At 71.6% G+C, this 22,858-nt stretch carries 19 protein-coding genes; 11 read left to right on the top strand and 8 right to left on the bottom strand.

The genetic code is table 11. From position 1 onward, the window contains the following. Nucleotides 1-45 precede the first annotated feature (45 nt). The 3 genes from recD to recC are packed head-to-tail and all read right to left on the bottom strand — an operon-like array spanning nucleotide 46 to nucleotide 8,992. Entirely contained in the window at nucleotides 46-1,986 is a 1,941-nt protein-coding gene (recD, locus tag AC06FP_RS04665; RefSeq protein ID WP_478074678.1) for an exodeoxyribonuclease V subunit alpha, read from the bottom strand. Beyond that, nucleotides 1,983-5,639, bottom strand: coding sequence for a UvrD-helicase domain-containing protein (locus tag AC06FP_RS04670; protein WP_478074679.1), 3,657 nt, complete (start codon nucleotides 5,637-5,639; stop codon nucleotides 1,983-1,985). Before AC06FP_RS04670 ends, recD begins: the two co-directional genes overlap by 4 nt. Next, complete coding sequence (recC, locus tag AC06FP_RS04675; RefSeq protein ID WP_478074680.1) at nucleotides 5,636-8,992, bottom strand: exodeoxyribonuclease V subunit gamma; 3,357 nt, start codon at nucleotides 8,990-8,992, stop codon at nucleotides 5,636-5,638. The genes AC06FP_RS04670 and recC overlap by 4 nt, the downstream gene beginning before the upstream one ends. Before the next feature lie 196 nt (nucleotides 8,993-9,188). Here recC and AC06FP_RS04680 point away from each other — a divergent pair, with 196 nt between their 5' ends. The 6 genes from AC06FP_RS04680 (at nucleotide 9,189) to AC06FP_RS04705 (ending at nucleotide 13,331) form a co-directional block, all read left to right on the top strand. Beyond that, nucleotides 9,189-9,977: an ABC transporter ATP-binding protein gene (locus tag AC06FP_RS04680; RefSeq protein ID WP_478074681.1), complete on the top strand. Its 789-nt coding sequence runs from the start codon at nucleotides 9,189-9,191 to the stop codon at nucleotides 9,975-9,977. Then, complete coding sequence (locus AC06FP_RS04685) at nucleotides 9,977-10,726, top strand: MlaE family lipid ABC transporter permease subunit (protein WP_456117600.1); 750 nt, start codon at nucleotides 9,977-9,979, stop codon at nucleotides 10,724-10,726. The genes AC06FP_RS04680 and AC06FP_RS04685 overlap by 1 nt, the downstream gene beginning before the upstream one ends. Nucleotides 10,727-10,828: 102 nt before the next feature. Further along, a complete protein-coding gene (gene mlaD / locus AC06FP_RS04690; protein ID WP_456117601.1) occupies nucleotides 10,829-11,347 on the top strand; it encodes an outer membrane lipid asymmetry maintenance protein MlaD in 519 nt (172 codons plus the stop codon). Nucleotides 11,348-11,349: 2 nt separating this feature from the next. After that, entirely contained in the window at nucleotides 11,350-12,018 is a 669-nt protein-coding gene (locus tag AC06FP_RS04695; RefSeq protein ID WP_478074682.1) for an MlaC/ttg2D family ABC transporter substrate-binding protein, read from the top strand. Next, nucleotides 12,008-12,316 carry an STAS domain-containing protein gene (locus AC06FP_RS04700; RefSeq protein ID WP_478074683.1) on the top strand — a complete coding sequence of 103 codons (309 nt, stop codon included), beginning with the start codon at nucleotides 12,008-12,010 and terminating at the stop codon, nucleotides 12,314-12,316. The genes AC06FP_RS04695 and AC06FP_RS04700 overlap by 11 nt, the downstream gene beginning before the upstream one ends. A gap of 1 nt (nucleotide 12,317) precedes the next feature. Then, entirely contained in the window at nucleotides 12,318-13,331 is a 1,014-nt protein-coding gene (locus AC06FP_RS04705; RefSeq protein WP_478074684.1) for an MlaA family lipoprotein, read from the top strand. Nucleotides 13,332-13,395: 64 nt separating this feature from the next. On the opposite strand, the gene AC06FP_RS04710 is transcribed toward AC06FP_RS04705, so the two are convergent. The 3 genes from AC06FP_RS04710 to AC06FP_RS04720 all read right to left on the bottom strand — a co-directional run bounded on the left by AC06FP_RS04710 (nucleotide 13,396) and on the right by AC06FP_RS04720 (nucleotide 15,816). Further along, nucleotides 13,396-13,578, bottom strand: coding sequence for a hypothetical protein (locus tag AC06FP_RS04710; protein WP_478074685.1), 183 nt, complete (start codon nucleotides 13,576-13,578; stop codon nucleotides 13,396-13,398). A gap of 92 nt (nucleotides 13,579-13,670) precedes the next feature. Further along, nucleotides 13,671-14,216 (bottom strand): glutathione peroxidase, encoded by a 546-nt coding sequence (locus AC06FP_RS04715; RefSeq protein ID WP_478074686.1) that lies wholly within the window; start codon nucleotides 14,214-14,216, stop codon nucleotides 13,671-13,673. 52 nt (nucleotides 14,217-14,268) lie between these two features. Continuing rightward, the gene (locus tag AC06FP_RS04720; RefSeq protein WP_478074687.1) at nucleotides 14,269-15,816 is read right to left on the bottom strand and encodes a DNA recombination protein RmuC; all 1,548 of its coding nucleotides are present in this window, start codon (nucleotides 15,814-15,816) and stop codon (nucleotides 14,269-14,271) included. Between the two features lie 80 nt (nucleotides 15,817-15,896). On the opposite strand from AC06FP_RS04720, the gene AC06FP_RS04725 reads away from it, so the two are divergent. The 5 genes from AC06FP_RS04725 to AC06FP_RS04745 all read left to right on the top strand — a co-directional run bounded on the left by AC06FP_RS04725 (nucleotide 15,897) and on the right by AC06FP_RS04745 (nucleotide 19,678). Beyond that, nucleotides 15,897-16,430: a nucleoside 2-deoxyribosyltransferase domain-containing protein gene (locus AC06FP_RS04725; protein WP_456117608.1), complete on the top strand. Its 534-nt coding sequence runs from the start codon at nucleotides 15,897-15,899 to the stop codon at nucleotides 16,428-16,430. A 19-nt stretch (nucleotides 16,431-16,449) separates the two neighbouring features. Beyond that, complete coding sequence (gene leuE / locus AC06FP_RS04730) at nucleotides 16,450-17,073, top strand: leucine efflux protein LeuE (RefSeq protein ID WP_478074688.1); 624 nt, start codon at nucleotides 16,450-16,452, stop codon at nucleotides 17,071-17,073. A 25-nt stretch (nucleotides 17,074-17,098) separates the two neighbouring features. After that, nucleotides 17,099-17,455: a DUF488 domain-containing protein gene (locus AC06FP_RS04735; protein WP_478074689.1), complete on the top strand. Its 357-nt coding sequence runs from the start codon at nucleotides 17,099-17,101 to the stop codon at nucleotides 17,453-17,455. A gap of 357 nt (nucleotides 17,456-17,812) precedes the next feature. After that, nucleotides 17,813-19,252, top strand: a complete 1,440-nt coding sequence (locus AC06FP_RS04740) for an amino acid permease (RefSeq protein ID WP_478074690.1) — start codon at nucleotides 17,813-17,815, stop codon at nucleotides 19,250-19,252. Nucleotides 19,253-19,273: 21 nt separating this feature from the next. Next, nucleotides 19,274-19,678 (top strand): arsenate reductase ArsC, encoded by a 405-nt coding sequence (locus AC06FP_RS04745; RefSeq protein WP_478074691.1) that lies wholly within the window; start codon nucleotides 19,274-19,276, stop codon nucleotides 19,676-19,678. Nucleotides 19,679-20,019: 341 nt separating this feature from the next. Here AC06FP_RS04745 and AC06FP_RS04750 read toward each other — a convergent pair whose 3' ends face one another. After that, a complete protein-coding gene (locus tag AC06FP_RS04750; protein WP_478074692.1) occupies nucleotides 20,020-21,261 on the bottom strand; it encodes a dipeptidase in 1,242 nt (413 codons plus the stop codon). Between the two features lie 270 nt (nucleotides 21,262-21,531). Beyond that, complete coding sequence (locus AC06FP_RS04755) at nucleotides 21,532-22,701, bottom strand: class I SAM-dependent rRNA methyltransferase (protein WP_478074693.1); 1,170 nt, start codon at nucleotides 22,699-22,701, stop codon at nucleotides 21,532-21,534. Nucleotides 22,702-22,858 lie beyond the last annotated feature (157 nt).

Below are 22,858 nucleotides of genomic sequence, written 5' to 3' on the forward strand. Positions count from 1 at the left end.
GGAGGCTTGTCTGTGAAGCCCCATCGCGCGCACTGAAGTGCGCTCCTACCCGGGATGGCCCAGCCGCTGCGCCAGGCCCGACCAGCGGCTGGCGTGGCGCGACAGCGCGGCGTCGATCACCGCCGCCTCGCCGGCCAAGTGCAGGGCATGGCGGGCGCGGGTGATGCCGGTGTAGAGCAGTTCGCGGCTGAGCACGCGGTTGTCGCGGCGCGGCAGCTGCAGCCAGACCTCGTCGAACTCCGAACCCTGCGCCTTGTGCACGGTCATGGCGAAAGCGCTTTCGTGCGCGGGCAGTGCCGCCGGATGGAACGGGCGCGGAGCGTCGGGGTCGTCGCCCGGGAACCAGGCGGTGACGCCGCGCGCGCCGCCATCACCTTCGCGCAGGCAGATGCCGACATCGCCGTTGAACAGGCGGTGGCGGTAGCTGTTTTCGGTGATCAGCAGCAGGCGGCCGTGGAAGTGGGCGGGGGCGCCGCCGCGCAGGGTCGTGCCGCCGAGCAGTTCCTCGATGCGCGCGTTGAGCCCGCGCGCGCCCTGCGGGCCTTCACGCACGGCGGTGAGCAGGCGCAGGCGCCCGGCCAGGGCCAGCGCCTGCGCCGGCATCGGCGCGGCGGCCAGCGCCTCCCAGTAGCGTTGCAGCGGTTCGCGCCAGGCCTGCAGCGGGTCGTCCTCGTTCTCGTGGAAACGCACGCCGGGCAGCTGTCCGTCGCGCAGCAGCGACAGCGCGCGCGCGGCGTCGCCCGCGCGCATCGCCGCGGCCAGCGGCGCCAGCTGCAGCGCCTCGCTCTGCCGGTAGCCGCGCTGCAGCTGAACGCGGGTGCCGGCGAAACCGGTCGCCGGCGGCGCGATGGATGCCGCCGGCAGCGCGCCCAGCAGGCCCTGCAATGCCTGCGCGTCGTCGGGCGCGATGCGCGTGCCGTCGCCGGCGGCGCGCAGGATGGCGCCGAGCACGTCGCCGGCTTCCACCGAGGGCAGCTGGTCCGGGTCGCCGAGCAGCACCAGCCGGGTGCCATCGGCCACCGCCTCGACCAGCTTGGCCATCAGCGGCAGGTCGATCATCGAGGCCTCGTCCACCACGATCGTGTCGTACGGCAGCGGGTTGTCGGCGTGGTGGCGGAAGCGCGGCGAATCCGGAATCACGCCCAGCAGGCGGTGCAGGGTGGTGCCGGTGGTCGGCAACTGCGCGCACAGCGCCGCGTCCACGCCCAGCCGCGGCAGCTGCTGCACGGCGTTGCGCAGGCTTTCGGCCATGCGCTCGGCGGCGCGGCCGGTGGGCGCGGCCAGCGCCACGCGCGGCGGCGCGCGGCCGGCGGCCTGGGCCTGCGCGGCCAGCAGCACCAGCAGGCGCGCGATGGTGGTGGTCTTGCCAGTACCGGGCCCGCCGGTGACCAGCAGCAGCGGGTGGCGCAGGGCCAGCGCCGCGGCGCGGGCCTGCTGGTCTACGGCGATGGAGGCCTCCGCGGGTTCTGAGGCCGTGACGGCGGGCGCCTGCGCGAACAGCTCGCCCTGCACGGACGCGGTGCGTGGCGTGGCGTCCACGTTGCCCGGAAACAGCCGCGCGAACAGCGGCGCCAGCGCCGCCGGGTCGCCGGCGTCCAGCGGCGCCTGGCCGATGCGCTGCAGGCCCAGCGCCAGCCGCCGCTCGTATTCGCGGTAGCGCCGCAGGTAGAGCAGGCCGTGTTCCCAGGCCAGCGGCGCCTGCGCGGCTTCGAGGCTGTCGTCGCCGGGGGTGGCGACCCAGGGCGAGGCCTGCAGCTGGGCGATCCACGCCTGCGGCTCGGGCCACGCGAGCGCGGCTTCGATCAACCGCGCCGGCTGGGCCGGGTCGAAACCGGCATGGCCCTGCGCCACCGCCAGCGATGCCAGCGCGGCGGCGGCGAGCACGGCATCGGGCGTTTCCGGATCGAGGCGGCGCAGGCTCTGCGCCAGCGCGTGGTCGAGCGCGCGCAGCGCGCCGGTTTTCGCGAGGGCACTCAGCAAACTCATGGTTCGGTTCCCGCGGACTTCGTTTGCCCCTCACCCCAACCCCTCTCCCCGTGGGAGAGGGGCTTCAAAGGCTCGCCACCGGCGAACAGCGCATCCACCGCATGCACCAGTTCCGGCGCGAAGCGATGCGCGTACAGGCCGGGCGACGGCGTGCGGGTCGCGTCCAGGCCGCGGCAGAACAGGTAGCGGATGCCACCGAAGTCGCGCGCGTAGTCGTAGCCGTCGCCCAGGCGGAAGCGCAGCCAGCGGTGCAGCGCCACGGTGTAGATCAGCGCCTGCAGGTCGTATTCGCTGTGGCGCATGGCCGCCTCCAGCTGTGCCGGGGCGTAACCGGGCAGGCGGTTGGATTTGTAGTCGAGTACGTACCAGCGGCCATCGCGCAGGTAGGTGAGGTCGATCTTGCCGGTCATCAGCCCTTCCAGGCGGCCGCGCGCGCCGAAGCCATGGCGGCCGCGCACCACGCCGTGCGCGTGCAGCACCCGCAGCAGCGCCGGCACCGCGGTGGGCTGCATGGCGAAGTGGAACTCGATCTCGGCGCGGCGCTCGCCGGCGCCCAGCGCGTGCAGGGCGCCGCCTTCGGGCAGGGCCACGGTCAGGGTCTGGCCGACCAGCGCGGTGAGCACGGCCACGCCATCGTCCATGTCGATCCCGGCATAGCCTTCGGCGCGCAGCGCCCGGGCGATCACCTCGGCCTGCCCTTGCGGCGCGGCGTCGCCGGGCCGCCAGCCGCGCCAGGCGCCGAAGTCGGTGTTTTCCAGCGCGGCATGCAGCACGTTGCCGAAACGGCTGCCGGCGAAGCGCGGATCGAAGATGTCCTGCGGCGCGGCAGGATCCTGCCCGGCTTCGTCTTCGCCCTGCACCGGTTCGTCGGCGGCGCCACCGCTGTCCTGCGTGGCCGCGGCCGAGGTGTCGTGGCCGGCCTCGGCATGGGCAAGCTGGGTGAAGCTGTAGACCCACCAGTCCTGCGAAAGCGCGCGGCGCGGGTTGCGCACCGGCGGCAGCGCCTGTTCGACGGCGGACGGCAGGCGCGCCGGCAGCGCGTCCACGCTGCCTTCGACGATGCGGATTTCCGGGCGTGCGGCCAGGCGTTCCAGGTCGCCCAGCATCGGCCCCAGCCGCGAACCGGGCAGCCCGGCCAGCGCGCCGCCGGCGATCCACAGCGCGTGTTCGGCGCGGGTCAGGCCGACGTAGAGCAGGCGTGCGGTCTCGGCGGCGTCCTCGGCGGCAGCCTGCTGGCCAATGGCCTTCCAGTCCTCCGCGTCCTTGTCGATCTTCCAGTGCAGCACGCGCCGCGCGCCGTCGTGCACGATCCGGTACGCGTCGGCGGCGGGCGCGCCGCCATCGATGCCGACGAAGGGCAGGTAGACCAGCGGATATTCCAGGCCCTTGCTCTTGTGCAGGGTGATGACCTGCACCCGGTGCGCGTCCGATTCCAGGCGCAGCAGCTGGGTTTCGTCGCCATCGTCGGCATGGGCGATGCGCGCCTGCAGCCAGTCGAGCAGGCCATGCAGGCCGATGCTGCGGGTGCCGGCTTCCTGCAGCAGTTCGCCCAGCTGCAGGTAGTTGGTCAGGCGGCGCTCGCCGTCGACCAGCGCCAGCAGGCGTTCGGCCTGTTCGGCGCACAGGTCCGACAGCATCGCCAGCACACCGCCGCGCTGCCAGCGCTCGCGCCATTGCAGCAGGCGCTCCTGGTGCCGGCGCTGGCGTTCGCCTTCGTGTTCCATCGCGGCGATGGCGGCGGCGCTCTCGCCCAGCAGCACGGTGGCCAGCGCCGCGCGCAGGCGGCCTTCGTCGGCCGGTTGCAGCAGGGCCAGCAGCAGCAGGCGCAGTTCATGCGCTTCGGCGGTGGAGAACAGGCTGCGCCTGCCGGCGGCGACCGCCGGGATGCCGACCGCCGCCAGCGCCTGCTGGATGCGCGTGGCTTCGCGGTGCGAACGCACCAGCACGGCGATGTCGCCCGGGCGCACGGGGCGGCCGTCGACCAGCGCCCTGCCCTGGCGCGCGGCGGACAGCACGCGGTGGATGTCGGCCACGCAGGCCAGGGTGGCGGCGTGGCGCGAGTCGTCGGCCTTGAGCGGCCTGCCCTGGTCGTCGGCGTCGATGAGGTGCAGGGTCAGCGCCGGGGCCGGGGCGCCGTCGAGCAGGTAGTCGGCGTCGCTGCGCTTGCTGCCGGGGTGCACCGGCTCGAAGCGGATGCGCGGGTCGAGGAAGGCCTGTTCGCCGGCGTTGGCGTACAGCCCGTCGATCGCGCGCAGCACGGCCGGGCGCGAGCGGAAGTTGTGCGCCAGCCGCGGCGCCTCCGCGGCGCACTCGCGGGCCTGCAGGTAGGTGTGCACGTCGCCGCCGCGGAAGCCGTAGATGGCCTGCTTGGGGTCGCCGATCAGGAACAGTGCCGCGTGTTCCGCCGGTTCGGCGAACACGCGGCGGAAAATGTCCCACTGGCGCGGGTCGGTGTCCTGGAACTCGTCGACGAGGGCGAAGCGGTACTGCGCGCGCAGGCGCCCGGCGAGCATGGCGCCACCGGCGCCATCCAGCGCGGCGTGCACGCCGTCGATCAGGTCGTCGTAGGTCTGCACCCGGTACTGCTGCCGGTGCCGGGCCAGGCGCTGGCGGGCTTCGCCGCGCAGCTGGTGCAGCAGGGCGACGGACTGTTGCCGGCGCCATTCATGGAAGCGCGCCAGCGCCTGCACGTAGTCGGCGATCAACGGCTGCAGCGGCGAGACCGGGGTACTGCCGGCCTTGGCCTTGTTGGTCCTGGCGGTGAGCGCTTCCAGGGTGAGCCGCTCCAGTCGCCCGTCCAGCGCGGCGGCCGGATCGGGGTGGCGCGACCAATGCAGCAGGTGCTGGAACAGCGGTTCGATCCAGTCGGCCCTGTAGCTGGCCTTGTTGAGCACGCCGCCTTCCAGCGCGGCGCGCAGCTGCTGCAGATAGGCCTCGCCCTGCGTAGCCAGCCCTTCGGCCAGGCGCAGGGCGGCGGCATCGCGCAGCGGGCGGGCATCCTGCAGCGGCGCCTGCGGCAGCGCCGGCAGCAGCGGCAGGTCGGCGACCAGCACCGGCAGGTCGGCCGCCAGCGCCTCGGGGCTTTTCCACAGGCCCAGCAGGGCCTGCAGCGACTCGCCGCGGCCGGCATGCAGGCGCCACAGGTCGGCGGCGAGTTCGGCATGCAGCTGGCGGGTGTTGGTCAGCAGTTCCGGCGCGGCGAAGCTGTGGCCGCTTTCCAGCGCATGCTCGGCCAGTACGCGGGCGCAGAAGCCGTGGATGGTGAAGATCGCCGCCAGGTCGGTTTCCTCGGCGGCGATGCGCAGGCGCCGGGCCAGCTGCGCGGCGGTTTCGGTGCCGTCGCGCAGGTGGCGCTGCAGGACGGCGCGGGTGAGCGCGGCTTCCGCGCCGTCGCCTCCGGCCGGTCCGGACTCCGCCAGCCGCGCGGCCAGGTCCAGGCGCTCGCGGATGCGCTTGCGCAGTTCCTGGGTCGCCGCGTCGGTGAAGGTCACCGCCAGGATCTGGCCCATGCGCAGGCCCTGTTCGACCACCAGCCGGGTGAACAGGGTGGCCAGGGTGAAGGTCTTGCCGGTGCCGGCGCTGGCCTCGATCAGGCGCAGGCCGTGCAGCGGCAGGTCGAGGTAGGGGTCGTCCACGGGCGCGCCGGCGTTCATGCCCGCACCTCCGTTTCAGCCAGTACGCGGCCCTCGCGCAGCGCGGTGAATATCAACAGGCTGTTGTGGATAAAGCTGTTGGCAGTGGCCGCGTCGGCGAACGGATCGGCGCCGCGCAGGGCCAGTTGCAGGGCTTCGCCGTCGCGCTCGCCCCAGCTGCGTTCGCTGCCATGCCACTTCTCGCGCGCGGCCTTTTCGCGCTTGTCCGGATCGGCGGTGTAGATCGCCCAGCCGGTGTACGGCGCGAACGGCAATGGCGCCTGCAGTCCCTGCGAACGCAGCTGCAGCAAGGCTTTCAGGGCCGCCTGCGCCTGCGCGGCGGGCAGCGCCGGCAGGACGTGCGGGCCGAAGCCGCCATCACCGCCGTCGATGAACTGCAGCAGCGGCTGCTGCATGCCGGTGGCGTTGGCCAGCAGCCAGTCCAGCCCGCTGCGCAGCACCCAGGCCACGCCCGGCGCGCCGGCCTGCAGGCGCGGCAGCCCCTGTGGATGGATCTGCGCGACGCGCCCGTGCACGGTGGTGCCGTCGATCGCCACTTCCAGCCGCTGCGACTGCAGCGGCGCACCGTCGTACCAGTGCGCGAAGCTGTCCGCGCAGGGGCGGATGCGGCCCAGCAGCTGTTCGAACTGCTGCCGGCCCAGCGCGCCGGACGGCAGCAGCGCGCGCGCGCGCAGGCGTTCGTACAGGCCCTGCTCGCGGCCTTCCAGCAGCGCGGCAAGCACCTGCTGCTGCAGCGAGGCATGCACGCGGCCGCGTTCGGGAATCACCAGCGGTTCGATGTCGTCGCTGGCCTCGATCTCGCCGCCCAGGCGCAGGCCCAGCCGCTGTTCCAGGAACTGCCCGGCCGGGTCGGCCAAGAAGCGGCGCAGCGCGTCCAGCGACAGCACCGGTTCCTGCAGGGCTTCCGGCAGCGGCACGGCCAGTTCGCCGGCCGACCACGGCGCCAGCCGCTGGCGCGGGCCGCCGACCGCGCCCGCCGCCGGGTGCCACTGGCGGCGGTAGCTGAAACGGCGCGGCTCGCCGTCGCCGCCGAACGCGGCCGGGGCGAAGGGCTGCAGCGGATGCCGCACCACGATGGCCCTGCGCGCGGCGGCCGCATCGGCGTGGCAGGCGGCCACCGCGTCGACCAGTTCGCTGACCAGCACCGAGGGTTCGCGCACGCTGCCGTCGCGCGCGTCGGCGCCGAGGTAGCTCAGGTAGAACACGTCCTGCGCCGAGGCCAGCAGCTGCAGGAACAGGAAGCGGTCGTCCTCGCGCAGCGAACGGTCGCCGTGGCGGCGGCGCGCGGTGCCGAGTTCGGCGGTGAGCCGGCTCAACCCGGCGGCCGGGTCGCGGCGCGGAAAATCGCCATCGTTCAGGCCCAGCACGCAGATCGCGCGGAACGGCAGCAGCCGCATCGGCACCATGCGGCCGAAGCTGACGCCGCCGGTGAGCAGCGGCGCGCGGGTGTCGGCTTCGGACAGCACCGCCGCGAAATGCGCGCGCACCACCTCGGCCGGCACCGGCGCGTCGAAACCGGCATTGTCCGCGTCCTCGGCGAATTCGTTGATGAGCTTGCGCAGCCGGTCCAGCGCGCGCTGGGTGGAAGCTTCGGCCGGGGTTTCCGGCAGCAGCGCGTCCAGCAGGCCGAGCAGGCGTTCGCGCCACTGCGTGGGAGCGAGCGCTTCGGCCAGCGTCTTCTGGTGGCGGGCGAGCACGCGCAGCAGGCGGATCAGCGCATCGAGCGCGGCCAGCGCGCTGCCTTCCAGTTCCGGCCACGGCGCGACGCCGGCCAGGTCGTCGTCGCTGCCGCTGGCGTGGCCGAGCAGCAGCCGGTCCAGCGCGAACTGCCAGGTGCAGGCGTCGTCGGCCGGCGCCTGGTGCTGGCCGCGGTGCGCGGCATCCAGCCCCCAGCGCGCGCCGGCGGCCTGCAGCCAGCCGTGCAGGCGCTCGAACGCGGCTGCGTCCAGCCCGGCGGCCGCGGCCAGCGGCGGGCTGGCCAGCAGGTCGAGGATCTCGTTGAGGCCGAAGCGCGACACCGGCAGGCCCAGCAGTTGCACGAACACTTCGGCCAGCGGCTCGCCCTGCAGCGGGCTGGCGTCGGCCAGCGCCCACGGGATATGGCCCTCGCCGGCGCCGCGGCCGCCGAACACCGATTCCAGGTAGGGCACGTAGGGGTCGATGTCCGGCGCCAGCACGGCAATCTCGCGCGGCTGCAGCGGCGGCTCGAAGCGCGGGTCGTCCAGCAGCGCGCGCAGCTGGTCGTGCAGCACCTGCATCTCGCGCAGGCGGGTGTGGCAGGCGTGGATCTGCACGCTGGGGTCGTCCAGCCGCAGCGCCGGGCGCAGCGGCGCCGGTGGCCGCGCCCGGCGGTGGAACAGGTCGGCCTGCAGGCGGTGCAGCAGGCTGTCGCGCAGGCCGCCTTCGTCCAGGGTCCTGCCGCCGCGCTGTTCCGGGTCGGCATAGGCGGCGATCTCGCCGGACGGGTGCACCACCTCGTAACTGCCCAGCACCGCCATGAAGTCGCGCCCGGCCGCGCCCCAGGCCTGCAGCAGCGGGTTCTCGCCGGCAGCGCTGCCGAACGGATCGTCCATGCCGCCGCGCAGCCGTTCGGACAGGGTCTGCAGGTCGCCCCAGTACGCGCGCGTCGGCGTGGGCAGGTAGAAATGCAGCGTGCCGACCCGCGCCTGGGTGGCGATCACCCGCAGCACGTCGGGCGAGACATTGAGCGTGGCGAAGGCGAACAGCCGCGGCGGCAGCCCGCGCGGCAGCGGCTGCCCGGCGCCCTCGAAGCGCGCCAGGTAGTCGTTGATGCGGCGCGCGCGGTGCTGCTGGCCGCCGGCGATGCGGCGCCAGAGGATGGCCTGCGGGTCGTCGGCATCGGCGCCGGCCTCCCAACGCAGCAGCCAGTCGCGGCGCCAGGCCTGGTACTTCTCGAACACGCCGCCCAGCTCGGCGGCCAGCGACCACGGCCGCAGCGGGTCGTCGCGGTCCGGACCATTGCCATTCAAATACGCGCGCAGCCCCGCCATCGCCGGCTGCCGCATCAGCGCCGCGTCGGTCAGCGCCGCGTACAGCCGCCAGTGCAGCCCGGCCGCGCCCAGGTCGTCCTGCTCGCCGGGCACGTTTTCGTTCAGTGCGCGCGCGACGAACTCGCCGGGGGTAAGGAACTCCAGGTTCGCGGCGATGCCGTATTCGGCCGCCAGCGTGGACTGCAGCCAGCGCCGCATCGCCACCTGCGGGATCAGCACCGTATCGGCGGCCAGCAGCGGCTGCCCGGGCGCGGGCTCGCGCAGCGCATGGGCCAGCAGCGAGGCCAGCACGTCCAGCGCGTTGGAGTGGTAGAGGCGGAAGTCCGCGGCGGGATCAGGCATGACCGCGCCATTGTGCCGGAGCGCGGCCGTTTTCCGGCGGCCTGGCCACGCGGCAATGCCGTGCAGGGGACTGGGCGTTCCGCCCATGGGCGCAGACGCGCGGCGCCGGTCCGGCGACAATACTGCACGGTCCAGTTCTCTTTTGTTCAGCCGGACCCGATAATCCTGCCACGTTGGTTTTCCGTTAAAGGCCGCCATGTCCCCTTCCCGGACGCCCCTGGTGCAGTTGTCCGACGTCCGCATCGACCGCGGCGGGCGCACGATCCTGCGCGACGTCTCGCTGGACGTGCCGCGCGGCAGCATCACCGCCGTGCTCGGTCCTTCGGGCACCGGCAAGTCCACGCTGCTGGCGGCGTTGACCGGCGAGCTGCGCCCGGTGGCCGGCCATGTGCGGCTGTTCGGCAACGACATCCCGCATGGCAGCCGCGCGCTGCTGGAGATGCGCCGCAACGTCGGCGTGCTGCTGCAGGGCAATGGCCTGCTGACCGACCTTACCGTCGCCGAGAACGTCGCCCTGCCGCTGCGCACCCATACCCGCCTGCCCGAGCCGGTGCTGCAGCGCCTGGTGCGCATGAAGCTGCACGCGGTGGGCCTGCTGGCCGCGGCCGACGCCTGGCCGCGCGAGCTGTCCGGCGGCATGGCGCGGCGCGTGGCGCTGGCCCGCGCGCTGGCGCTGGACCCGCCGCTGATGATCTACGACGAGCCGCTGACCGGGCTGGACCCGATCGCCTCGGGCGTGATCATGAGCCTGATCAAGCGCCTGAACGACAGCCTCGGCCTGACCAGCATCATCGTCAGCCACCACGTGCACGAGACCCTGCCGATCTGCGACCAGGCCGTGGTCATCGCCAACGAAGGCATCGTGTTCTCCGGCACGCCGGAACAGCTGCAGGCCAGCGCCGACCCGCTGGTGCGGCAGTTCCTGCACGGCCAGCCCGATGGCCCGATCCCGTTCGATGCCGCCCCGCGCGCGAGGGTTGCCTGATGCCGTTCGTTTCCTCGATCCGCTCGCTGGGCCGCGCCGGCCTGTTCTCGCTGACGGTGCTGCGCGGCTCGCTGCCCACCCGCGACTTCCTCGCCGAGCTGACCCGCGAGATCTACAAGATCGGCGCGCGCTCGCTGCCGATCATCGCCGTGGGCGGCGCCTTCGTCGGCCTGGTGCTGACCCTGCAGGGCTACCGCACGCTGACCACCTTCGGCGCCGCCGACGCGCTGTCCACCCTGCTCGGCCTGTCGCTGTACCGCGAACTGGCGCCGGTGCTGACCGCGCTGCTGTTCATCGGCCGCGCCGGCAGCTCCATCGCCGCCGAGCTGGGCCTGATGCGCGCCACCGACCAGATCAAGGCGCTGGAACTGATGGCCATCGACCCGGTGGCCAAGGCGGTGGCGCCGCGCTTCTGGGCGGCGGTGCTGACCGTGCCGCTGCTGACCGGCATCTTCTGCTCGCTGGCCATCACCGGCGGCTGGTTCGAGGCGGTGCAGGTGCTGGGCCAGGACAACGGCACGTTCTGGTCGGGGCTGCGCGGCAGCGTCGATTTCTGGGACGACTTCGCCGTGGCCCTGCTCAAGTCGGCGATCTTCGGCGGCACCGCGGCGCTGGTCGCGGCCTATGTCGGTTTCCATGCCGAACCCACCATCGAAGGCACTTCGGTGGCGACCACCCGCGCGGTGGTGAACGCCTCGCTGCTGGTGCTGATGTTCAACTTCGTGCTTTCCGCACTGATGTTTAAGTGATGCCCATCCCCGGGAGCCCGCACAGCCCGGTGCGCGGACCCGACGAACAACCCGCTTCGCCCGAACCGGCGAGGCATCTGCTGGATCAGGAGTGAGACAAATATGGCCATCCGTGGACCTCGACTCGAATTCTCCGTCGGCGCCTTCCTGCTGCTGGCGCTGGCCTCGCTGCTGGTACTGGCGGTGGCGTCCACCAACCAGCGCTTCGGCATGGGCGGCGGCGACTACGTGCTCAAGGCGCGTTTCAGCCAGATCGGCCAGCTGCGCAAGCAGGCGCCAGTGAAGGTGGGCGGGGTGACCATCGGCCAAGTGGCCGATATTCAGCTGGACCCCGTTAAATACGACTCCATCGTCACCCTGGCGCTGGACGGCAAGTTCAAGGACCTGCCTGCCGACACCTCGGCCGGCATCTTCACCAGCGGCCTGCTGGGCGAGAGCTACATCGGCCTGCAGCCGGGCGGCGATCCGGACGTGCTCAAGTCCGGCGACGAGATCGTGTTCACCCAGCCGGCGGTGGACCTGATCCAGCTGGTCGGCAAATACATGTTCAGCGGTGGCGGCAACAACGCCTCCGAACCCGCCCCGGGCACCCACGACACGCCCACCAAGGAAGAGCCGTAATCATGAAGACCCGACTGCTCACCACCGTGCTCGCCTCGGCCCTGCTGGCCGCGGCCCCGTCGCTGGCCATGGCGCAGGCGCGCCCGGCGGCCACCGCCGCGCAGCCTTCGGCCGCCGCCCGCACCGTGCTCGATGCCAGCTCGCGCATCCTGTCCACGCTGGAAACCCGCCGCGCCGAGTTCCGCGCCAACCCGGCCGCGCTGCGCGGCTTCATCGACAGCGAGCTGAGCCGCGGCTTCGACCGCGACTACGCCGCCCGCCTGGTGCTCGGCGTGCACGGCCGCGGCGCCTCCGACGCCGACGTGAAGCTGTTCGCCGACGCGATGGCCGACAACCTGATGGCGCGCTACGGCTCGACCCTGCTCGACATCCAGGGCAAGCCCAGCTTCCGCTACAAGGGCGAGGCCGCGCTGCCGGGCAACCGCGGCGTGAAGGTGTCCACCGAGCTGGTGCGCGCCGGCAGCGAACCGACCCCGGTCGAGTACCTGATGCGCAACGTCGGCGGCCAGTGGAAGATCTTCGACGTGATGATCGAAGGCATCTCCTACGTGCAGACCTTCAAGAACCAGTTCGACGCCCCGCTGCGCCAGAAGTCGATCAAGGACGTGGCGGCCGAACTGCGCAGCGGCAGCATGCAGGCCGGCGCGGGCCCGGCGCCCCGTGGCAAGTGACGCCACCGCGCGCGTCGAAGGCGACGCCCTGCACCTGGCCGGCACGCTCGACCGCGCCGCGGCGGTAACGCTGTGGCCGCAGCTGCTGCGCCAGGCGGGCGGGCTGCGCCGGCTCGACCTGCACGCCGTCGAGCGCGTGGACAGCGCCGGCGTGGCGCTGCTGGCCGAGCTGGCTGCACGCATGCGTGGCGATGGCGGCGTTACCATCGACGGCACGCCCGCGGGCCTGGACGAACTGCGCGCGGCCTACCGGCTGTCGCCGGAACTGGACTTCAACGCCTCCCCGGCGGAACGCTGACATGAACCTCCATCGCATCCTCCCCCTCCTGGCCGCCGTGCTCCTTCTCGGCGCCTGCGCCGGCAGGCCCGTGCGCGCGACCGCGCCGCCGGCCAGCGCCAGCGTCGCCGTGGAACAGCCCGCGACCGCGCAGGAAACCGCTCCGGCCGCCTCCGTACCGGAAGCACCGCAGGCCAGCGCCAACGCCGAAGCGGCCGCCGCTTCGCCCGCGCAGACACAGGCAGCGGAGGCCGGTACCCCGTCCACCGCTGCGCCCACCGACGCCGAGGACGACTTCGCCGCGCTGTATGGCGGCCCGACCGCCGACACCAGCGCGGGCAACGGCGCGGCACCGGCCTACGACCCGTGGGAGAAGTACAACCGCCGCATGCACCGCTTCAACCTGGCGGTGGACCGCGGCGTCGCCCGCCCGCTGGCCACCGCCTACGTGCATGTGGTGCCGCGTGTGGCGCGCACCGGGGTGAGCAACTTCTTCAGCAACCTGCGCTCGCCGCTGACCATGGTCAACCAGCTGCTGCAGGGCCACGCCGACGATGCCTGGGACACGCTGGGCCGGTTTCTGATGAACTCCACACTCGGCATCGGCGGCCTGTTCGACCCGGCCAGCAAGGCGATGGTGCCGCGCCGCAGCGAGGACTTCGGCCAGACCCTGGGCACCTGGGGCTGGCGCCAGTCGCGCTACGTGGAGCTGCCGTTCTTCGGCCCGCGCACCGTGCGCGACGTGTTCGGCCTGGCCGGCGACACGCCGCTGTCGCCACTGCGGCGCATCGAGATGGACAAGCTGCGCCTGGGCCTGCAGGGCCTGCAGTTGGTCGATACCCGCGTGCAGCTGCTGTCGCTGGACGACATCCGCGACAGTGCGGTGGACGAATACGCGCTGACCCGCGACGCCTGGCTGCAGCGCCGCAACTACCAGATCGAAAAGGACCTGCGCCGCGGTCATCGCGGCCACGAGAACGACGAGCAGACCACCATCCCGGTCGATGCGATGCCGATGCCCGACTGGGGGCGTTGAGCAGGTAGTCGTGCATGAAAAAGCCCGGGGAAACCCGGGCTTTTTCGTTGCGTGCCGGAGAACTTCAGCTGCCGCCGGCACCGCCTGGTTTCTGGAGCACCAGCAGAAAGGTGGCGAGCGGTCCCAGCAACAGCGACAGCAACCCCCAGTTCATGCCGCTGCGTCCCTTGCCCTGGGCAAGGCCGGCATTGATGAGCGCCAGGGTGAACCAGCCGACCGCGAACCCACCGGAATTACCTGCTGCCATCCCGTGATTGCCTCCCTGCCTGGGCGCGTCGCCCGATGTTGAACCCGCTCCCCGGCTTTGGCAGCCGGGAAGTTCACCGGCTGCCGCCGCGCTCAGGCCGCCAGCGCCGCGTCGATCGCCGCACGCAGGCCGGCGTCCTCGGCCGTGGTGTCCGGCGAGAAGCGGCCGATCACCGTGCCGTCCTTGCCGACCAGGAACTTCTCGAAGTTCCACAGGATGCCCGGCGCCGGATTGGGTTCGATGCCGAAGCCGACCAGCTTCTCGCGCATCGGGCCTTCGCCGGTGGCGACCGGCTGCGCCGCGGTCAGCTGCTGGTACAGCGGGTGCGTATCGGCGCCGGCGACGCTGATCTTGGCGAACATCGGGAAGGTCACGTCATAGCTGAGCGAGCAGAACTGCTTGATCTCGTCCTCGCTGCCCGGCTCCTGGCCGTTGAAGTTGTTGGCCGGGAAACCCAGCACTTCCAGGCCGGAATCCTTCTTCTCGCGGTAGAGCTTTTCCAGCCCTTCGTACTGCGGGGTGAGCCCGCACTTGGAGGCGACATTGACCACCAGCAGCACCTTGCCGGCATGGTCGCCGAGCGAGGCCGGGGCGCCGTCGATGGTGGTCAGGGGGATGTCGCGTATGGAAGCAGTCATGGCGGTTCCTGGTGAGGGGGTGGAGCGCAAGCATAAACCGGCCTAGTGCCAGTCACGCATCGCTGGAATCGGCGCCCTGCTCCTCGCCGTCGTCCTCGTTGCCGAGATCGCCGAGCAGCGCCTGCGAGGCATCGGCGGACAGCGACTCCACGCCGCGCAGCTTGCGCTCGATGGTGCGGGTCTTGCGGCTGGCGTCGCCCAGGCTCCTGCCGACGGTGTGGATCTGCTTCTCGGCCTTCTCGAGGATGCCGGCGAACTTGCCGAACTCGCCCTTGACCGCGCCGAGCAGGCTCCACACTTCCGACGAGCGCTGCTCGATGGCCAGGGTGCGGAACCCCATCTGCAGGCTGTTGAGCAGGGCGGTGACGGTGGTGGGACCGGCGATGACCACGCGGTGTTCGCGCTGCAGGACATCCACCAGCCCCGGGCGGCGGATCGCCTCGGCGTACAGCCCCTCGGTGGGCAGGAACATCACCGCGAAGTCGGTGGTATGCGGCGGCACGATGTACTTGTCGCAGATCGACCGGGCCTGCACGCGCAGCGCGCGTTCGAGCTGGTTGCCGCTGGCGCGCACCGCCTCCTGGTCGCCGGCCTCCTGCGCGTCGAGCAGGCGCTCGTAATCCTCGCGCGGGAACTTGGAATCGATCGGCAGCCATACCGGCGCGTCGTCGCGGCCGCGGCCCGGCAGGCGCACGGCGAAATCCACCACCTCGTTGCCGTCCGGGCGCAGCTTCACGCCGCGCGCGTACTGCTCGATGGTGAGGGTCTGTTCGAGGATGCCGTCCAGCTGCACCTCGCCCCAGCCGCCGCGGTTCTTGACGTTGCTCAGCACGCGCTTGAGGTCGCCGACGCCGGTGGCCAGCTGCTGCATCTCGCCCAGCCCGCGCTGCACCTGCTCCAGCCGCTCGGAGACCAGCTTGAAGGACGAATCCAGGCGCGTGTTGAGCGTGCTCTGCAGCTTCTCGTCCACGGTCTGGCGCATCAGTTCGAGCTTGGCGGCGTTGTCGCCCTGCAGGTCCTTGAGCCGCGCTTCCAGCGTCTGCCGCATCTCGGCGATGCGCTGCTCGTTGCGCTGGGTGAGTTCGGCCAGGCGCTGGCCCAGCATGTCGCCGAAGCGCTGCTGCGCCTCGCCGCCCTCCTGCCGGCCCTTGCGGGTTTCCTCCAGCAGCGCCAGCTGCAGGTCCGCCAGCTGCCTGGCGAACAGGTCCATGCGCGCCTGCTGCTGCTGGCCGAAGGCGTCGAGCTGCCCGCGCACCTCCTGCAGCCGCGCGTCCAGCAGCTGCGCCATCTGCTGGCGGGCGCCGGCGTTTTCCTCGCGGCCCTTGCGCGCGTCGTCGGTGAGGCTGTCGCGCAGCAGGTCCAGGCGCTGGTCGGTGCGGGTGGACAGATCGGTGAGGTTGCGGCTGAAGCCGTCCATGCGCGCATCCTGCTGGCGCGACATGCCTTCCAGCTGCTCGCGCAGTTCGCCACGGCCGTTGCGCTGTTCCTCGCGCAGCGCGCTTTCCAGCGCGGCATTGCCGGAACGGCGGAACAACAGCGCCAGCTGCAGCGCCACGACGACCAGCAACAGGCCGGCCAGGATCAGGGTTTCGGTTTGCATGGGGCGAAGTGTAGCCCCGCGCGTCTCAACGGCTGCGCCGCTTCTGCGATCATGTGCATCCCCCACGCTCCCACCCCGCCATGAAGCCGTTGCTGCTGTCCTGCCTGTTGCTGCTGTCGCCGTTCGCCGCGGCGGGCGCGCAGACCATCACCTCGCCGGCCGCCCTTCCCGAAGGCGATGCGCGGCCCAGGGTGTTCCTGGCCGGCAGCATCGAGATGGGCCGGGCCGGCGACTGGCAGCAGCAGGTGCAGCAGGCGCTGGCCGAGGAGGACGTGCTGCTGCTCAACCCGCGCCGCGCCGACTGGAACCCGGCCTGGCGCGCCGAGGCCGACGAGCCGGAGTTCCGCCGCCAGGTGGAATGGGAGCTGGCGGCGCTGGAACAGGCCGACATCGTGCTGATGTATTTCGCACCCGGCACGCAGAGCCCGATCACCCTGCTGGAGTTCGGCCTGTACGCGCGCTCGGGCAAGCTGCTGGTGGCCGCGCCGGCCGGTTTCTGGCGCAAGGGCAACCTCGACATCACCGGCGACCGCTACGGCGTACCGCGCCATGACGACCTGCCGGCGCTGATCGCCGCGGTGAAGCAGCGCCTGGCCGCGCTGCGCGCGCGCTGAGCCGGACGGGACGAACGCCATGCCGTGGCTGGGCATCAGCGACCTGGGCACCTTCGTGGTGGCCGTCATCCTGTTCCTGATGCTGCCCGGCCCGGGCACCTTCACCCTGCTCACCGCCACCGCGCGCGGCGGCGTGCGCGCCGGTTACGCGACGCTGGCCGGGCTGATGCTGGGCGACCAGATCCTGATCGCCATCGCCGCCACCGGCGTGGCCGCGCTGCTGAAGGCGCACCCGCTGCTGTTCGCCGGCCTGCGCTACGTCGGCGCGGCCTACCTGGTCTGGGTCGGGGTGCAGCTGCTGCGCGAGCCGGCCGCCGCCGGCCCCGCCGCGCCCCTGCAGCAGGGCCGGCGCTGGTTCCGGCAGGCGCTGCTGGTGGGCGTGCTCAACCCCAAGGCGATCCTGTTCTACATGGCCTTCTTCCCGCTGTTCATCGACCCGGCCACGCAGCGCGGCGCGCTGACCCTGGCGCTGATGGCAGCCCTGATCGCGGTGCTGAGCGTGGGCTGGTGCTCGGTGCTGATCTTCGGCGGCCAGTTCATCGCCCGGCGCCTGGCCGGCTACCCGCGGGTGGGCGTGTGGCTGCGGCGCGCGGTGGGCGTATGCTTGGTCGCGTTCGGAATACGGCTGGGGCTGGAAAGCTGAGACGCCCCGCACCGCGGAGGCCGGCATGCCCATCCATTGCAGACGCGCCTATGAACCGGCCACGGCCGGCGACGGCCAGCGCTTCCTGGTCGACCGCCTGTGGCCGCGCGGGGTCAGCCACGCGCAGCTGCAGGCGCAATGGCTCAAGGACGTGGCGCCCAGCAACGAACTGCGGCAGTGGTTCGACCACCGCGCCGAGCGCTGGGACGAATTCCGCCGGCGCTACTGGCAGGAACTGGCGGCGCAGCCGCGGTTGCTGGCGCCGCTGCGCGACGCGCTGGACGCCGGCCCGTTGACCCTGGTGTACGGCGCCCGCGACACCGAACACAACCAGGCCGTGGCCCTGCGCGAGTACCTGCTGGCGCATCCGCGCCGCGCGTAGGTACGGGGCCGCCCCGCAGGGCGGTCGATCCGGCGTCCATCGGGAAGGCCCGTGCGGGCCGGGCGCCACCCCTGTGCCCGGGATGGGCAGCGCATTCGCCAGCAGGCCTCCGTCCGCAAGCCCGGCGGCGGTATGGCTGGGGGGCCGCACGGCGCTGTGTCCTGCTCCCCGCCCCGCCTGCCTGCCGGCGTCAGCGGGCGCCGCCACAGCGCTGCCTGGCGTTTTTATGCCGGATCCGTCATTACCGCTACCGCCCATCGCCAAACCCCATGAAAGCAGCGGGAAATTCTGGCTTTGCTGCGCTGCGTTCGGCGAAACTCGGCCCCTTTCCCGAATACCACGAACCGCGAGGTCCGCATGCAGTCCTGGCTCCGGCGCAAATCCATCGACCAGCTCACCCAGCACGAGGAAGGCCGCCGGCTGATTCCTTCGCTGAGCTGGCCCCATCTTGTCGCGCTGGGCATCGGCGCCATCGTCGGCACCGGCATCTATACGCTGATCGGCGTGGGCGCGGACAAGGCCGGCCCGGCGGTGCTGATCTCCTTCATCGTCGCCGGCATCGTCTGCGCCTGCGCGGCGCTGGCCTACGCCGAGCTGTCGACGATGATGCCGGCCGCCGGCAGCGCCTACACCTACAGCTACAGCGCGCTGGGCGAAACCATCGCCTGGGTGGTGGGCTGGAGCCTGATCCTGGAGTACTCGCTGGTGGTCAGCACGGTGGCGGTGGGCTGGTCCGGCTACTTCGTCGGCTTCCTGGAATGGCTGCACACCTCCTTCGGCTGGAACGTGGTGCTGCCGCAGGCGCTGGCCGCCGGCCCGCACGTGGAAGGCGGCTTCCTCAACGTGCCGGCCATCGTCATCACCTTCCTGGTCGCCGGCATGCTGATCGCCGGCACCCGCGAGAGCGCCACGGTCAACGCGGTGCTGGTGGTGTTCAAGCTGATCGCGCTGGCGGTGTTCGTGGCGGTGGCGCTGCCGGCGTTCGACCCGGCCAACCTGCAGCCGTTCATGCCCTACGGCTTTCCCAAGTCGGTCAGCGCCGACGGCGTGGAGCGCGGGGTGATGGCGGCCGCGGCGATCATCTTCTTCGCCTTCTACGGCTTCGATGCGATCTCCACCGCCGCCGAGGAAACCAAGAACCCCAAGCGCGACCTGTCGATCGGCATCGTCGGCTCGATGGTCGGCTGCACGCTGATCTACCTGCTGGTGGCGCTGGCCGCGGTCGGCGCGATGAGCTACACCGTGTTCGGCAAGAGCGCCGAACCGCTGGCGCTGATCATGCGCGAACTCGGCCACGGCACCGCCGCGCTGGTGATCGGCGTGGTCGCCATCATCGCCCTGCCGACCGTGCTGCTGGCGTTCTTCTACGGCCAGAGCCGCATCTTCTTCGTGATGTCGCGCGACGGCCTGCTGCCGCGCGGGCTGTCGCTGGTGAACAAGCGCACCGGCACGCCGGTGACCATCACCCTGTTCACCGCGGTGCTGGTCGCCGCGCTGGCCGGCGTGGCGCGCCTGGACGAAATCGCCGCGCTGGCCAACGCCGGCACGCTGGCCGCGTTCACCGCCGTCGGCCTGTGCCTGCTGGTGCTGCGCCGGCGCGAGCCCGGCCGCGCGCGCACCTTCCGCACGCCGCTGGCCTGGGTGGTCGGCCCGGTCGCGATCCTGGGCTGCATCTACCTGTTCTTCAGCCTGCCCACCCGCACCCAGCTGTGGTTCGCGCTGTGGAACGTGTTCGGCCTGGTGGTCTACGTGCTGTACAGCCGCCGCAACGCGGTGCTGGGCAGGCAGGCGGGCTGAGCGCGGGCGATGGCCGCACCGGTGAAACGCGTTCTCTTCGTCTGCGTGGAGAACGCCAACCGCAGCCAGATGGCCGAAGCCTTCGCGCGCATGCTCGGCGGCGCGGCGGTGGAAGCCTACAGCGCCGGTTCGCGCCCTTCCGGCGTCATCAACCCCCGGGCCATCGCGGCGATGGCCGAACTGGGCTACGACCTCGCCGCGCATGATTCGAAATCGCTGGATGCGCTGCCGGACATCGAGTTCGACTTCGTGGCGACCATGGGCTGCGGCGACGCCTGCCCCTTCCTTTCCGCCCGGCAGCGCGCGGACTGGGCCCTGCCCGACCCGCGCGACATGACGCCGGAGCAGTACCGCGGCGTGCGCGACGACATCCGCGCGCGCGTGGCGGCGATGCTCGCGGCGCTGGGCGTTCCGCCACCGGCCTGAACCCGGCGGCTGCGTCGTGAGCAACCCTCCGTAGGAGCGGCTTCAGCCGCGAACGGGGCTTTGCCGGTAAAGCCTCTTTCGCGGCTGAAGCCGCTCCTACGGGGTATACAGGGTTGCCGCGTAGCCCTGCGCCTGGCGCATCACCCGCAGCCTGTTGCCGCTCCGGATGTTGGCGGCATCGGCGCATGCGGGGCAGCGCGGAATGCCGCCCCCGACATGATCCACACCGCGTCCTGCGAGAACAGCTCCGCGTAGGAGCGGCTTCAGCCGCGAACGGGGCTTGGCTGGTAGCGCCTCTTTCGCGGCTGAAGCCGCTCCTACGGGGTACGCAGGATTTGTCGTTACTTCGCGCCGTTCTTCGCCGCGTAGTCCTGCGCCTGGCGCATCACCCGCAGCACGTTGCCGCTCCAGATGTTGGCGATCTGCGCCTCGCTCAGGCCGCGGCGCTGCAGCCAGGCGGTGATCTTGGGCAGGTCGGCGATGTCGGCCATGCCCGGCAGGCCGCCGCCGCCGTCCCAGTCCATGCCGATGCCGACATGGTCGGGGCCGACCACGTCGAGGATGTGGCCGAAATGGGCGAAGAAATCATCCAGCGTGGCCCTTCGGCGCGGCAGGCGCCTGTCCAGTTCGGCCATCGCCCGCGCCAGTTCCACGCCCTTCTCGATGGGCATGTCGTCCCAGCCGCCGAGCTGCTTCTCCAGCGCCTCCTCGGCCTGCCTGCGCGCATCACTGGGGGTCTCGTCGACGAGGTAGCCGCCGTAGGCGTTGACCTGGATCACCCCGCCTTTTGCCGCGAGCTGGCGCAGGCGCGCGTCGTCGAGGTTGCGCGGGTGGTCGAACACCGCCTTGGATGCGCTGTGCGAGAGGATGAACGGCACCGGCAGCATCGCCGCCAGGTCGTCGAACACCGCGTCGGACGCGTGCGACTGGTCGATCACGATGCCCAGCCGCACCGCTTCCTGGACCAGCGCCCTGCCGGCCGGGCTCAGGCCCTTCCACTCCGCGCCCTTGGGGTCGGTGGCCGAGTCGGCGAACTCGTTGTTGGCGAAGTGCACGGTGGACAGCAGCCGCAGGCCGGCCTTCTGGTAGAAGCCCAGCAGCGACGGGTCGGCCACCAGCGGGCTGCCGTTCTCCATGCTGATGTAGACCACGCGCTTGCCTGCGGCCTTGATCCGCGCCGCATCATCGGCGGTGAGCGCCAGCTGGAACTTGTCCGGGTGGGCGGCCAGCATCTGGCGGATCTCGATCAGCCGCATCAGGCCGTGGTCGCGCTCGGCCAGGTGCGCGGCGGCGCTGCGGTCGCCCTGGTCGGTGTAGATCGCCCAGAAGCCGCCGTCGAGCGCGCCGTCGAGCATGCGCGGGTAATCCACCTGCGACAGCGCGTTGTGGTCGTGGCGATGCAGGATGTCGAAGCCGGGCCGGGCGAAGTTGGCCGGCGTGTCGAGGTGGCTGTCCAGGGTCAGCAGGCGCTGCTGCAGCGCCTTGGCCCGGGCCAGCTCGGCCTGGGTGAATTCGACGGCCTGGGCGGACAGTGGAACGCCCAGCGCCAGGGCGAGCAGCAGGGACAGACGACGCAGCGACATGCGGGCCTCGACTTCGGGGAAAGGCCACGACCATACCGCAGGAGTGGCTGCAGGAGCGACGCCGGGTGGCTTCGAACCATCTGTCGCGACCGCGGCCTTAGGAAAGCAGCGGGCTGTATCTGGAGGAAAGCCCGCTGAGTCAGGGGGCGGCCGCGAAGCGGCGGGGGTATGCGAGAAAACGGCACGGGCCCCGCGGTTTGCTACACAAACTGCGGGGCGCCAGCGCCCAAGGCGCTGGCGTGTGCCGGCCAACGGCCGGCACTACCCCGCTCAGTCCACCACGCGGCAGAACACCGCCTTGAGGTAGCGCGATTCCTGCACGTGCGCCATGAACGGGTGGTCCGGGCCGGCGCCGGCCACCTTCAGGATCTGGATCGTGCGGCCGGAATAGAACGCGGCGCGGCGCAGCATGTCCAGGAACTGCTCCTCGGACACCAGGCCGGTGCAGGAGAACGTGGCGAACAGGCCACCGGGCTTGACCACGCCCAGCGCCAGCTTGTTCATGTCCAGGTACTTCTTCAGCGCGTTGATCACCTGGTCGCGGTCGCGGGTCATCTTGGCCGGGTCCAGGATCACCACGTCGTACTGCTCGCCGCGGTTGGCGGCATCGCGCAGCCACGGGAAGATGTCGGCCTGCACGAACTTCGGCCTGGCGTTGTTGAGCCGCGCGTTGCCCTTGGCGATCTGGATCACGTCCTGGTCGATGTCCACGCCCAGCACCTCGCTGGCGCCGCGCGCGGCCGCGTAGACCGCGAAACCGCCGGTGTTGCAGCACAGGTCGAGCACGCTCTTGCCCTCGACCTGCTGGCTCAGCCACTGCCGGTTCTCGCGCTGGTCGGCGAAGAAACCGGTCTTGTGCGCGCCGGCCGGGTCGGCGCGGAACTTCACGCCGTACTCGGTGATGACCGCCGGTTCGGTGGTGGTATTGCCGTGGAAGTCGAAGCTTTCCTGCTTCTGCACGTGCTCGTCGGCGAAGCTGTGGAAGCGGCAGCCGGGGAACTGCGCGCGCAGCGCCTCGTAGATCCAGTCGCGGTGGCGGAACATGCCCGCGGCGAAGAACTCGACCACGATCAGGTCGCCGTAGCGGTCCACCACCAGGCCGGACAGGCCGTCGCCCTCGCTGTGCACCACGCGCCAGGCGTCGGACACCGCGTCCAGCTTCAGCACGTCGCGGCGCAGCGACACCGCCTCGGCGATCCTGCGGAAAAACCAGGCCTGGTCCACGTCCACGTCCTGGCGGGTTTCCAGGATGCGCACGGCGATGCGCGAATGGCCGTTGTAGAAGCCGCGGCCGATCCACTCCCCGTCCACGCCGACCACGTCGACAATGGTGCCGGGCTTGGGCCTGGCGGCGGGCTTTTCGACCAGTTTCTGGAAAATCCACGGGTGGCTGGAGCGCCACGCGTTCTTCAGGCGTACGACGGGAAGGGGGGTATTCATGGGCGGCATTGTAGCGGGCGCCGGCCCGCCGCCGCGGCGCGTTCATTGACGGCAAAGGCCGCAGGCGGCACTATCCGGGCCTGAAGGGGAGTAGCTCCCAGACGTTGTCGCCGTCAGTTCGAGCCGCAGGGCTCCGGTGCAACGGCAGTTCCGGCCG

This window comes from Stenotrophomonas sp. Steno-Z2 (assembly GCF_056393235.1).